Source organism: Epibacterium sp. ABV4_022, assembly GCF_056159345.1.
Genome location: NZ_JBSWVA010000001.1, coordinates 554768 through 567667, shown reverse-complemented (window position 1 = coordinate 567667; position 12900 = coordinate 554768). Strand labels below are relative to the sequence as shown.

Sequence of the window (12900 nt, the reverse complement as noted above, 5' to 3'; positions counted from 1 at the left end):
ATGCGCATATTTCCCGCAGCGCCCCCACAGCAAGGACACGCCCGTGCAGTTCAAATTACGCCAGCTTCAGGCTTTCAAGGCGGTCGCGGAGACCGGCAGCATCACCAAGGCGGCAGAGATGCTGGGCGTCTCGCAACCGGCTGTCAGCCGCCTGATTTCGGATTTCTCCGCCTCGATGGACCTGGAGCTGTTTCAGCGGCGGCGCGGCATTCTGGAACCCACCAGTGATTCCCGGCATCTGCTGACGGAGGTGCGGCGCATCCTCGACGGGCTCGACCACCTCGAAGACCTGCGCCGCGACCTGAAGGAGCGCACCGGCGGCCACATGCGGATCGCCTGCCTGCCGGGGTTTGCCACCTCGCATCTGCCGCAGCTCCTGGCGCAGTTCCTGAAGGAGCGGCCCGGCGTCACCGTGGCGCTGGAACCGGACCGCCCGGAGCGCATTCTGGAGTGGATCATCGGCGAACAATATGACTGCGGCATCACCGACGGGTTCTCGGGACATCCGGCGACCGAGAGCCGCGACATCTTCATCCGCTCGGCCTGTATCCTGCCGCCGGAGCACCCGCTGGCGGCCAAATCCAGCATCACACCGGCGGATCTGGCGTCGGAGAAGATGATTCACGCCCGGCGCGACAGCCGTTTCTACCGGCATCTGTCGCGGGCCTTTGCGAGCTATAACGTCGAGATCAACAGCCTGGTCGAGGTGCGCCAGTTCACCACCGCCTGCACCATGGTGCAGCAGGGGCTGGGCGCATCGGTGGTCAGCGCGCTCGATGCGGAGGCATTCCGGTCGGCGGGGGTGGTGGTGCGCCCGTTCGAACCGGAAATCCATCACCGGCTGTCGATCCTGTTTCCCAGCGCGGTCAGCGTGCCGCGGGTGGTGCGCGACTTCATGGATGTCTTTGTAGACAGCCTCTCGCCCTTTACCGTGGACCCGCCGCCGCGGTGATCCGGCGTGATGCCCGGCCATGGGCAGGGCGCGCGGCGCCCCGGTAGAATGGGGCACCGCGCGCATTTTACAGCACCTTGCGGCGCAGGAAGGACGACACCACCTCGCCCACCACCACAAGGGCGAGGATGGTCAGGAGCACCATCGAGACCTCGGGCCAGTTGAAGGTGTCGATCGCGCCTTGCAGGATCATCCCGATGCCGCCGGCGCCGACGAGGCCAAGCACGGTGGATTCGCGCAGGTTGATGTCCCAGCGCAGGATCGCCACCGCAAAGAACGCCGGCATCACCTGCGGCACGATGGCATAGAGCACGATCTTGAACCGCGAGGCACCACAGGCCTCCAGCGCCTCCACCGGCTTGCGGTCGATTTCCTCGATCGCCTCGCCGAGGAGTTTGCCGAGGAAACCGATCGAGCGGAACATGATCGCCACGATCCCCGCCACGATGCCGGGGCCGAAGATGGCCACGAACAGCAGCGCCCAGATGATGGTGTTCACCGACCGCGACGACACCAGGATAAAGCGGCCAACCCAGAGCGCGAACTTGTTCGGCGTGGTGTTCTGCGCCGCGATATAGGCCACCGGCAGCGAGACGACGACGGCGATCATCGTGGCCAGCGTGGCGATGTTCACCGTCTGCCAGATCGCCTCGAGGATCGAGGGCAGATTGCTGGGATCGGGCGGCATCATGCGGCCGAACAGGTCGCCCATCTGCGATGGCGCATCCCAGACCCAGGCCCAGATCACGTCGATGCTGCTGAGCGCCCAGGCGACGACCAGCACCGTCAGGGCAAAGCCGCCGTAGCGCATCAGACGCTGGCGCGGGGTGAAGCGGGACCACTGATCGAGGGTTTGGTTCAAAGACTGGCTGGTCATCATGCAATCCGCTTTCTGATAAATCCGCTCACCGCCTCGGAGACAAGGATCACGCCGACGATGACCATGGTGATGGCGAGGGCAAAGTCGTAGTCATAGCGGCCAAAGGCATTGGCCAGAGTCGCGCCGATCCCGCCCGCGCCGACGATGCCGACCACCGCAGAGGCGCGCAGGTTACTGTCGAGCTGATAGATCCCCAGACCAACCAGACGCGGCATGATCTGCGGCATCACCGCATAGGCCAGCGTGGCGATGAACCCCGCCCCGGCAGAGCGCATGGCCTCGACCTGGCCAAAGTCGATTTCCTCGATCCGTTCGGCCAGCAGTTTGGCGACAAAGCCGATGGAATAGACCACCAGCGTCAGCGCCCCGGCAAAGGGGCCAAAGCCCACCGCCTTGACGAAGATGATCGCGACGATCACCGGGTGAAAGCTGCGGGCGACGATGATGATGCCCCGGCCCAACAGGTAGATCGGCCGGATCGAAATGTTGCTTGCCGCCATGAACGCCAGCGGCACCGAGATCGCGATGCCGCCCACGGTGGCGAGGATCGCGATCTTAAGGCTTTCGAGGAACCCGTCGAGCAAGAGGCCCGACCGTTCAAAGCTGGGCGGGAAGGCGCCGCTGAAGATCCGCTGCGCCCGTGTCATGCCGTCCGACACCCGCGCCCAGTCGATCGGAAGCGTGGCCAACGTCGCGACAAAGTAGATCAGCACCGCCGCGTAGAGCCCGTAGCGCAGCGCGGGGTTGGCGATGAACGGTGGTTTGCGCCATGTGTCCTTAATCGCGCTCATGCCGCGGCTCCGACCTGCGCACGGTCCTCGGCCGGCACCCCGGCGTAGATCTCGTCCATCTCGCCCTTGCCCAGCTGGCCCGGCAGGTCGTCAAAGATGATCCGCCCGTAGCGCATGCCGACGATGCGGTCGCTGTATTCCTTGGCCTCGGTGACGTTGTGGATGTTGATGATGACCGGCAGTTTCAACTCGCTGGCCAGATCCCGCAGCAGCGACATGATCTGCTCCGAGGTCTTGGGATCGAGCGAGGCGGTGGGTTCATCCGCCAGCAGGATCTCGGGACGCTGCATCAGCGCGCGCACCACGCCCACCCGCTGACGTTCACCGCCGGACAGCTCGTCGGCGCGTTTGTCGGCGTAATGGGCGATGCCCACACGTTCCATCAGCTCATAGGCGTGGCGAATGTCCTCGCGCGGGTAGCGCCGGGTCAGCGCCGCCCAGGTGGAGATGTAACCGAGCCGCCCGGATTGTACGTTTTCCATCACCGTCAGCCGGTCGATCAGGTTGAAGCCCTGAAACACCATGCCGATCCGGCGGCGCGCGGCGCGCAGCTCGCGGCGGCCAAGGGTGGTGAACTCGGTGCCGTTCAGATCGACGGAGCCCGAGGTGGGTTCGACCAGGCGGTTGATGCAGCGCAGCAGCGTGCTCTTGCCCGCGCCGGAGGAGCCGATCACGGAGGTGAGCTGATCGCCCTCCACCGTCAGGTCCAGTTCCTTCAGCACCGGATCGCCCGATCCGTAGCGTTTGGTCAGTTTGGTAATTTTCAGCATGACGGTCTCCGGGACATAGCGCGGCCCTGCCTCTGCCGCGATGCCCTCTGGCACAGGGGGCAGAGACGCACGGGAGGCCGCGAAAAGCGCCCGGCCAGACCAATGCTGACCGGGCTGTTTCGAATGGGGTGGGATCAGTTCCCGGCGAGGCCCTGCGGGGTGTATTCCACGCCGTTGGACTTCTGGATCTGACGGATCACCGCCCATTGATCCTTGTAGGTGATCGGAACGAACTTGCTCACGCCGTCGAACTCTTCGCCCAGTTTGGTGCCCTCGAAATCAAAGGAGAAGAAGGCCTCCTTGATCTTGTCCGCCAGCTCGGGGTCGAGGTTGTGGGCCAGGGTGAAGGAGGTGGTCGGGAACGGATCGCTCTCCCAGATCTTGCGCACGTCGGCGGTATCATAGAGGCCGCGTTCCGCCATGCGGTCCACCACTTCGGAGGCGACCGGCGCCGCATCGTAGTCGCCCGCGACCACACCCAGCATCGACTGGTCGTGCGAGCCGGAATAGATCACCTCGTAATCCTTGTCAGGCTCGACGCCAAGATCCGGGAACAGCGCGCGCGGCGCCTGGTTGCCGGAGTTGGAGGTCGGCGAGGTATGCGCGACACGGCGGCCTGCCAGATCCTTCACTTCCTTGATGTCGCTGTCGGCCTGGGTAAAGACCTGAAGCTTGTAGCCGAACTGGCCGTCCTCGGCGCCCATGATGGCAAAGGGCACGGCACCGGCGAGGTTCACCGCAAAGGGCGTCGGGCCGGTGGAGAAACCCGCCACATGCAGACGCCCCGAACGCATCGCCTCGACCTCGGCAGAGTTGGACTGCACCGCAAAGAACTGCACATCCTTGCCCGTGGTCTCCTCCAGATGCGCGATGAACGGCTCCCAGATGTCGGCATAGACCGCCGGGTCCTCGACCGGGGTATAGGCAAAGACCAGCGTGTCGGGGTTGCTCAGTTCTGCCGGATCGCTGGGCGTGTCCGCCACCAGATCGCCATTGGCATCGCAGTAAAGCGCATCGAGCGCGCCACGGTTGGCGCAGTCGTCGGCGGCGGCTGCAAATGCGCTCAGCGACAGAACGCCCAGTGCCGTTGCGGCACGGGTAAATAGCTGTGTCATGGTATCCTCCCTTGATACGCCTGCCGGAAACATCCCCGGTGGTCCAGGCGCTGACACCCCGACGATAGGAGCGGCGCGGGCGGCGATGCGAGCCGCGTTCTGTTAATGAAACAGCCGGAATGCGGGATTCATGTTAACAGTATTACAATCGCCGCCATATCCCCTTAAACTCGGCCCCCGTTTGCGACACTGAGGACAGGGGCGGTCTGTGCAGGGCGCCCCGGACGCCGCGGATGTGACAGGAGGAGGGTTGCATGATGGCAGGCCGGACCGAGCCGCTGATCGCGATTGTGGATGACGATCCCAATGTGCGCGATACGCTCTCTGCGCTGATGCGGGACAGCGGGTTTGACGCCGTCTGCTGCGCCGACATTCCCGCCTTTCACGCGCTCGGAGATCCGCCGCCGGTGGATCTGGCGCTGATCGACCTGCGCCTGCGCGGGGAATCCGGCCTGACGCTGGCGATCCATATCCGCGAACGCTACGAGATCCCGATCGTGATGCTGACCGGCGTCGGCGACGAGATCGACAAGATTATCGGGCTGGAGACCGGCGCCGATGACTACATGATCAAACCGTTCAATCCGCGCGAACTGGTCGCCCGCATCCGCGCCGTGCTGCGCCGCTATGGCCACGGCACCGCCCGCCCCAGCGCCGCACCGGGGCAGGCGATCCGCTTTGGCGACATGTGTCTCGATGTGCAGTCCCGCCGGTTGCTGGATGGCGCGGGCGAGGAAATCCCGCTGACCAACGCCGAATACCGCCTGCTGGAGTATTTTGCCCGCAATCCGGAACGGGTGGTCCCGCGCCCGGAGCTTCTGGAGGAGCTGGGGTCGGACATGCAGCGCTATGTGGACCGGACCATCGACGTGCTGATCCTGCGCCTGCGCCGCAAGATCGAGGCGGTGCCGTCAAAGCCGGTACATCTGCAGACCCGGCGCGCGCAGGGCTATATCTTTCACCTGTCGGCGGGCTGAGCCGTGATCTCCGGCCTCTCCCGTCTCAGCGTCCGGGTCCGGCTCTCTGCCGCGATCGCGGTCCTGTTCGGGCTGATCCTGCTAGTCAGCCTGATCGGCATGCGGGTGCTGAACCGGACCGAACTGTGGATGAACGTGCTGCATCAGGACACGCTTGCCGAGGTCTCCGATGCGCTGGACCTGTCGCGCGAGGCTGCCGAGCTGGCGACCTCGGCGCCGTTTCTCTATGCGCTGTTCCCGCCGTTCCAGCTGGAGCAGGAGGCACAGAGCGTGCGCGACAACCTGGCCCAGATCGCCCGGCATGCCGCGGCCGATCCGGCCCTTGATCTGCCGCTGGCCCGCCTCAGCCTGGCCATTGACGACCTGACCACGGCGCTGGTGCCGCAGGCGGCGCGCAAGGCGGATCTGACGGCGATCGACCGCGACATGCAGCGCCTGAACAGCCGGGTCCGGCGGCGGTCCGGCGACCGGGCGCTGCCGCTGGCGGAACGCGAGGTCTGGGCCGAGCTGCAACAGCTGACCGCCAGCGCCATCAGCGCCGGGCGCGCCGAAGCGCTGATCGAGCTGGGCGAATTCACCCGGCGGTATCGGACGGTGCGCGACCGGGTCGCGGCGCAGCTGCTGCCGGTTCACCAGCCGACCTTTGAGGAGATCCAGACCGCGCTTCGGCGCAGCGACACGCTGTTTGCCCTGAAACATCGCGAGATCGCCGCGCAGCTGGATGCCGAAAACGCCCTGTTCCGCATCCGCCAGGAAACCGCGCGCATTTCCACCTATGCCGAGGGCAAGGTTGCGCAGGCCGAGGCCCGGTTGAGTCAGGCCCGCGCCGAGACCTCCGACAACCTGGGCCTGGCCAAGAATTCCTTTCTGGCGCTGACCCTGGCCAGCCTGCTGGTCGCGATCACCTCCTCGGCCTATGTGTCGCGCTATGTGGCCCGCAACCTGCGCCGGATCGCCGATGCGATGCGCCGGCTTGCCGCCGGGGACCATCGCAGCGACCTGCCGCGCGCCCGGGTCTCTGACGACGAGATCGGCCAGCTGTTTGCTGCCTTTCAGGTGTTCCGCGAGAATGCCCGCAAGCTTGACCGCCGCACCAGCGAGATCCGGCGCCAGAACGCGCTGTTTTCGCGCGTGTTCCGCAACATCAAGGACGGTGTCGCCATAACCGCCCCACATGGCGGCATCGAGGCGGAGAACGACAATCTGCGGGCGCTGCTGCGGCTGCCGCCAGCGGACATGGCACAGGGGACGGAAACCACCGAGACCATGCAGGCGCTGATCGAGCGCTCCGCCTTCGTCCGGCAGACCGGCCCCGGCGACCGTGGCGGGTTTCAGGAATTCACCGATGCCTCCGGCCATGTGCTGGAGCTGCGCCACTCGCCGCTGCCGGATGGCGGCACGGTCTGGTTGCTGTCGGAAACCACCGAACGCAAACGCATCGACGAACGGCTCGAAGAGATCCGCCGGGTCGAAACGCTGGGCAAGGTGACCGGCGAGGTCGCGCATGATTTTGGCAATATCCTGTCCAGCATCTCGGGCAACCTGCACCTGCTGGAAACCGCAGACCCCGATCAGGCGGGTCATTTCCGGGCCCGTATCGGGTCGGCGGTCGATCTGGGCGTGTCGCTGACGGAGCGGTTGCTGGCCTTTGCCCGCAAGCAGCATCTGGAACCGCAGGTGACCGATGTGGGCCTGCTGATGACCGGCATGGCCGACCTGCTGGAGATCGCGCTGCCCGAACGTGTCGCGCTGGCGTTCGATGTGCCCGAGACACCCGTTCTGGCGCTGGTGGACCCGGGCCAGCTGGAAAGCGCTGTATTGAATCTTTGCGTCAACGCCGGGCAGGCGATCGCCGAGACCGGCAGCATCCGGGTTGCCGTGGAACAGGACCGGGACGGCGGCGCACAGGTGACGATCCGCGACACCGGATGCGGCATGGCACCCGAGGTCCTGCGCCGGGCGACGGAGCCGTTTTTCACCCATCGCGATGACGGCAGCGGCACCGGTCTGGGATTGTCGATGGTCGACGGGTTTGTGCACCAGTCCGGCGGTCAGCTACTGCTCCACTCGCGCACATCGGGAGAGGATCAGGGCACCACGATCACCCTGCGGTTTCCGCCGCTTGCCGACGCCCCGACCTCCGCCGATCCGCCGTCAGGCGCGCGCCGGGCGCTGGTTGTGGATGACGACCCGACCGCATTGGCCGCCGCGGCACAGGCGCTGGAGGACCTCGGTTTTGAGGTTACCCGCGCCGGCAGCCATGCCGCGGGGCTTTTGGATGTGCAGCGGCGGTCGGATCTGGATCTGGTGCTCAGCGACCTCAACCTGGAGGATGGCGCATCGGGTTGGGACATCCTGCGCAGTGCCCGCAACCGGCATGCCGGATGCCAGCTTGTGCTCATGTCCACCCGCAAGGTCGCCCGCCCCCCGCGCGAACTCGCCGATGTCGCCGGCTTGGCGGTGATCGGCAAGCCGGTTTCCCTGACCCGGCTGCGAGAGGTGATCGTGGCGGGGTGATCCCGCCCGGCAGAGATCGCAAAAACCCCGTGACCGGATGTGCACCGGATGCAGGCCGGATGCAGAAAGGGCGGCCTGGTGTCCCACGCCGCCCTTGAATTTTTGCGCCCGTTGCGGCGCTACGCCTTAGAAATGTACCGAGTTCGTCCCGGCCGGCGCTGCCAGCGGCGGTGCGAATTTGGTCAGGTCGATGCCGTCGACGGCGGATTTGTACTCCTCCAGCGTCGGGGTGCGGCCCAGCACGGCCGAGAGCACCACAACCGGCGTCGAGGCCAGCAGCGACTCGCCCTTCTTGGTGTCGGAATCGGCCACGACCCGGCCCTGGAACAGACGTGTGGAGGTCGCCAGCACGGTGTCCCCCTTGGCCGCCTTTTCCTGGTTGCCCATGCAGAGGTTACAGCCCGGGCGCTCCAGATAGAGGATGTTCTCGTATTCGGTGCGCGCCTTGCTCTTGGGCATGAAATCATCGAATTCAAAGCCGGAGTAGCGTTGCAGGATCTCCCAGTCGCCCTCTTCCTTCATCTCGTCGATGATGTTGTAGGTCGGCGCAGCGACCACCAGCGGCGCCTTGAACTCGACCTTGCCGTTGGCCTTTTCGATGTTCTTCAGCATCTGCGCGACGATCTTCATGTCGCCCTTGTGCACCATGCAGGAGCCCACAAAGCCGAGATCGACCTTCTTTTCCGCCTGGTAGAAGGAAATCGGACGAATGGTGTCATGGGTGTAGCGCTTGGACACATCGGGGTTGTTCACGTCCGGGTCGGCGATCATCGGCTCGTTGATCGCGTCCAGGTCAACCACCACCTCGGCGTAATACTTGGCGTTGTCATCGGGCCGCAGCGCGGGCTTTTCGCCGGATTTGATCTGGGCGATCCGGGTTTCGGCGATGTCGATCAGACCCTGGAGCATCCCGGCCTCATTGTCCATGCCCTTGTCGATCATGATCTGGATGCGGTGCTTGGCCACTTCGAGGGATTCGATCAGCGTCTCGTCTTCGGAAATGCAGATCGAGGCCTTGGCCTTCATCTCGGCGGTCCAGTCGGTGAAGGTGAAGGCCTGATCGGCCAGCAACGTTCCGATGTGGACCTCGATGATGCGGCCCTGAAAGACGTTGTCGCCGCATTGCTGCAACATCTGCGCCTGGGTGGCGTGCACCACATCGCGGAAATCCATGTGGTCGGCCATCTTGCCCTTGAAGGTGACCTTGACGGATTCCGGGATCGGCATGGTCGCCTCGCCGGTTGCCAGCGCCAGCGCAACGGTGCCGGAGTCGGCGCCGAACGCCACGCCCTTGGACATCCGCGTGTGGCTGTCGCCGCCGATGATGATCGCCCAGTCATCCACCGTGATGTCGTTGAGCACCTTGTGGATCACATCCGTCATGGCGTGGTATTCGCCCTTCGGATCGCGCGCGGTGATGAGACCGAACTTGTGCATGAAGGCCATCAGGCGCGGCGTGTTGGCCTGCGCCTTGGCATCCCAGACCGATGCGGTGTGACAGCCCGACTGATAGGCACCGTCAACCGAGGGCGACAGCACCGTGGCCGCCATCGCCTCCAGCTCCTGGCTGGTCATCAGCCCGGTGGTGTCCTGGCTGCCGACGATGTTCACGCGGACCCGCACATCGGAGCCGGCGTGCAGCTTCTTGCCCGGGGTGGAGCCGCGCGCATTGGCGTTGAAGATCTTCTCGACCGCGGTCAGGCCCTGCCCCTCGTGGGAGATCTCCTGCGAGGCGGCAAAGACCGCCGGTGCCTCGACCCCCAGCGTTTCGGCCGCAAAGGCCTGTAACATCTTGCCAAACACGATCGCGTAGGAGCTGCCGGCCTTCATGAACTCGGTCTTCTGCGGCGTGAAGGCAGAGGAGACGTCCACCAGTTCCTCGCCCTCTTCGCTCAGCAGGGTCTTGGTCTTGGTGTTGATCCGCAGCACGGTGCCGGTCTCGACCGAGTATTTCTGTTCGAGGATCGGGTTGCCGTCGTTGTTCAGGATCGGCTTGCCGTCGCTGTCGACCTTCTTGACCCAGTTCTTCAGGTCGAGGCCGATGCCGCCGGTCACGCCCACCGTGGTCAGAAAGATCGGCGAGATGCCGTTGGTGCCCGCCACGATCGGGGCGTAGTTGACGAAGGGCACATAGGGGCTGGCCTGTTTGCCGGTCCAGAGCGCCACGTTGTTCACACCAGACATCCGCGAGGAGCCGACGCCCATGGTGCCCTTTTCGGCGATCAGCATGACCCGCTTGTCGGGGTGCTGGAGCTTGAGCGCCTCGATTTCCTTCTGTGCCGCTTCGGAAATCATGCATTTGCCGTGCAGTTCCCGGTCCGACCGCGAGTGCGCCTGATTGCCCGGCGACAGCAGGTCGGTGGAGATATCGCCCTCGGCAGCGATATAGGTGACGACCTTGATCTCCTCGTCGATGTCGGGAAGCTTGGTGAAGAACTCCGCCTTGAGGTAGCTTTCAAGCAGGTCGCGGGCGATCGGATTGCCGGCCTTGTAGGCAGCTTCGATCCGGGCGGTGTCCGCTTCGTAGAGGAACACCTGCGTCTTCAGCACCTCTGCCGCCTGTTCGGCGATCGCCGCATCCTCGCCCAGCGCCAGATCAAGCAGCACCTCGACCGAGGGGCCGCCCTTCATGTGCGAGAGCAGCTCAAACGCGAAATCCGGCGTGATTTCCGCCACTTCGGCCTGACCCAGGATGATCTCCTTCAGGAACCGCGCCTTCACACCCGCAGCGCTGGTCGTGCCGGGCAGGGTGTTGTAGATGAAGAAATGCAGGGAGTCGGCGCGATGCGCATGCCCCGGCTCCTTGATCTGCGAGATCAGCTCCTCCACCAGCGCGCCATCGTCAATCGGCTTCGGGCTCAGGCCCTGCGCCTTGCGGGTGCCGATTTCATCCAGGTAGTCAGTGTACAAGCTCATGTCTATCTCGCTGCGTTTGGTATCCGAACTGGCTTGAACGACGACGCGCGCCGCCAGGGACGCGCGCCGAATCAAGTCGCTTGGTATACCTATGTATGCAGATTGCGTCCCCCTCGCAAGCTGCCGCAAAGCGCAAATGCATCCTATCCGGCGCCGCCAGGCCCGGTGTCCGGCCCGTGGAAAACAGGCAATATGACGCGATGCGTGCCCGGGGGCGTCGCGGCAAAGCCTCCAGACCCCGGAACCTAGGCGGTTTTTTGCCTGCCCGGCACCGCAGGGTTGGCAGACACGGATTTCTGACAGAATGTTTCGCGCAATCACGAAACCGAAAAAAGATCCTTGGGACATTGTTGAAACGCTACGCTGGCGCGCCCCGCCTGAACCCCTGTTTGAGTGTGCTATTGCTTGTTGCGACGCTGGCTGTGACCGCCTGCGGAACGCGGCCGGACAGCGGCAGCCAGATCGACCCGCTGCGGCGCGACTTTGCCATGCGCGAAGCCGAATCCCTGCGCGCCCGCGGGGCACGGGTCTGGTGCGTGCCCTTCGCGCGCAATCTCTCCGGTGTCGAGATCCGCGGCAATGCCCGCACCTGGTGGGGACAGGCACAGGGCGAATTTGACGTCGGCAGCTCCCCCAGCGTCGGCGCGGTCATGGCGTTCAGCGCCACCCGGTCGATGCCGCTGGGCCATGTGGCGGTGGTATCCGAACTGGTGAACGAGCGGATGCTGCGGGTGGATCACGCCAACTGGCACCGCAACAAGGTGTCGCTGGGCATGGCGGTTGTCGATGTGTCGGAAAACAACGACTGGTCCAGGGTGCGGCTGGAGAGCAACCCCGGCGCCTTTGGCAGCGTCTATCCCATCAACGGTTTCATCCATCCCAACCTCTGATCGCTGTCCCGCGCCTCGAGCGACTACGCCGGAGGTGCGCCCAGGCCGGGTATGCGCCCCTAGATCAGATCGGGGGTTTCCTCTGCCTGTCTGCGCAGCCAGCCAAGGAAGACCTGCACCGCCTCCCGCCGGTCGCTCCCGGGTGCGGTGCGCAGGTGATAGCCGCTGGCCTGCGGCAGGGGCCTGCCCCCGGCGACACAGAGCTGCCCGGTGTGCAGCAGATCCCCGGCCACCGCGCGCCAGCCCAGCATGACCCCCTCGCCGGTCAATGCGGTCTGGACCGCCTGCACGTAGTTGCTGAAGCGCAGCCGGCATTGCAGGGCGGGCTTTGCGTGGCCCAGCTGCCGGAAGTAACTCTCCCAGCCGGGCCAGTCCGGGCCGGTTCCCGAGACATGGATCAACCGCTGCCGCGCCAGCGCCTCGGGGCCGGAGAAGGCCCCAGCGCACTCCAGGTAGCGCGGCGCGCAGACCGGCGCGATGGTTTCGCGGAACAACAGGACCCAGCCGTCCTGTGTCCAGCCGCCATCGCCGTAGCGGATCGCCACATCCGTCCCTGGCTGCACCCCGGGCGCGCCCTGGAACGTGGCCATCACATTCACCGTGATCTCGGGGTGGGCGACACTGAACGCGTTCAGGCGCGGCATCAGCCAATAGGTGGCAAACCCGAGATTGCAGGACAGGGTGACGGTATCGGTGCCCTGCCCGGCGCGGCGCAGTTCTTCGACCACCTCGGCCAGCCGTCCCAGCGTGTCGAAACAGGCCCGGTGCAGCAACGCGCCTTCCTCGGTCAGTTGCATCGGGCGGCAGGAGCGATCCAGCAGCGGCACCTGCACGAAGTCCTCCAGCTGCCGGATCGACTGGCTGACCGCCGATTGCGAGATGCCCGCCTCGGCGGCGGCATGGGTCATGCTGCGACTGCGGGCGACCGCGTCAAACAGTTTCAGGCTTTGCAAGGGCGGCACTTGGCTCCACATGCGGCATCCCCTCTTTCATCGGGCCCTCTGTCAGTGGATCGGGCCGAAACACGCATGTGCCCCGGCCCCCGCCCCAGATCAGCGCCGCCCTGACCAACACCGCCCGGCCCTTCCGGAC

At 65.3% G+C, this 12900-nt stretch carries 10 protein-coding genes; 4 read left to right on the top strand and 6 right to left on the bottom strand.

Annotated features, from left to right (window positions below; genetic code table 11):
- Nucleotides 1-43: 43 nt before the first annotated feature.
- Entirely contained in the window at nucleotides 44-952 is a 909-nt protein-coding gene (locus ACXAF5_RS02660) for a LysR substrate-binding domain-containing protein (RefSeq protein WP_474945444.1), read from the top strand.
- Nucleotides 953-1019: 67 nt separating this feature from the next.
- Here ACXAF5_RS02660 and phnE (ACXAF5_RS02655) read toward each other — a convergent pair whose 3' ends face one another.
- The 4 genes from phnE (ACXAF5_RS02655) to phnD all read right to left on the bottom strand — a co-directional run bounded on the left by phnE (ACXAF5_RS02655) (nucleotide 1020) and on the right by phnD (nucleotide 4508).
- Nucleotides 1020-1829 (bottom strand): phosphonate ABC transporter, permease protein PhnE, encoded by an 810-nt coding sequence (phnE, locus tag ACXAF5_RS02655; RefSeq protein WP_239319188.1) that lies wholly within the window; start codon nucleotides 1827-1829, stop codon nucleotides 1020-1022.
- Nucleotides 1829-2623, bottom strand: a complete 795-nt coding sequence (gene phnE, locus ACXAF5_RS02650; RefSeq protein ID WP_239318563.1) for a phosphonate ABC transporter, permease protein PhnE — start codon at nucleotides 2621-2623, stop codon at nucleotides 1829-1831. The genes phnE (ACXAF5_RS02655) and phnE (ACXAF5_RS02650) overlap by 1 nt, the downstream gene beginning before the upstream one ends.
- The gene (phnC, locus tag ACXAF5_RS02645; RefSeq protein ID WP_239318561.1) at nucleotides 2620-3393 is read right to left on the bottom strand and encodes a phosphonate ABC transporter ATP-binding protein; all 774 of its coding nucleotides are present in this window, start codon (nucleotides 3391-3393) and stop codon (nucleotides 2620-2622) included. The genes phnE (ACXAF5_RS02650) and phnC overlap by 4 nt, the downstream gene beginning before the upstream one ends.
- A gap of 134 nt (nucleotides 3394-3527) precedes the next feature.
- A complete protein-coding gene (gene phnD, locus ACXAF5_RS02640; protein ID WP_239318559.1) occupies nucleotides 3528-4508 on the bottom strand; it encodes a phosphate/phosphite/phosphonate ABC transporter substrate-binding protein in 981 nt (326 codons plus the stop codon).
- A gap of 254 nt (nucleotides 4509-4762) precedes the next feature.
- On the opposite strand from phnD, the gene ACXAF5_RS02635 reads away from it, so the two are divergent.
- Both ACXAF5_RS02635 and ACXAF5_RS02630 read left to right on the top strand, forming a co-directional pair.
- On the top strand, nucleotides 4763-5485 hold the full coding sequence (locus ACXAF5_RS02635; protein WP_239360730.1) for a winged helix-turn-helix domain-containing protein: 723 nt from the start codon (nucleotides 4763-4765) through the stop codon (nucleotides 5483-5485).
- A 3-nt stretch (nucleotides 5486-5488) separates the two neighbouring features.
- On the top strand, nucleotides 5489-8002 hold the full coding sequence (locus ACXAF5_RS02630) for an ATP-binding protein (RefSeq protein WP_474945443.1): 2514 nt from the start codon (nucleotides 5489-5491) through the stop codon (nucleotides 8000-8002).
- A gap of 126 nt (nucleotides 8003-8128) precedes the next feature.
- Here ACXAF5_RS02630 and ACXAF5_RS02625 read toward each other — a convergent pair whose 3' ends face one another.
- Nucleotides 8129-10918, bottom strand: coding sequence for a bifunctional aconitate hydratase 2/2-methylisocitrate dehydratase (locus ACXAF5_RS02625; RefSeq protein WP_239318553.1), 2790 nt, complete (start codon nucleotides 10916-10918; stop codon nucleotides 8129-8131).
- A 389-nt stretch (nucleotides 10919-11307) separates the two neighbouring features.
- Here ACXAF5_RS02625 and ACXAF5_RS02620 point away from each other — a divergent pair, with 389 nt between their 5' ends.
- A complete protein-coding gene (locus tag ACXAF5_RS02620) occupies nucleotides 11308-11808 on the top strand; it encodes a CHAP domain-containing protein (protein WP_474945442.1) in 501 nt (166 codons plus the stop codon).
- A 59-nt stretch (nucleotides 11809-11867) separates the two neighbouring features.
- Here the strand turns inward: ACXAF5_RS02620 and ACXAF5_RS02615 are convergent, their stop codons facing one another.
- On the bottom strand, nucleotides 11868-12782 hold the full coding sequence (locus ACXAF5_RS02615; RefSeq protein WP_474945441.1) for a LysR substrate-binding domain-containing protein: 915 nt from the start codon (nucleotides 12780-12782) through the stop codon (nucleotides 11868-11870).
- Between the last annotated feature and the right edge of the window lie 118 nt (nucleotides 12783-12900).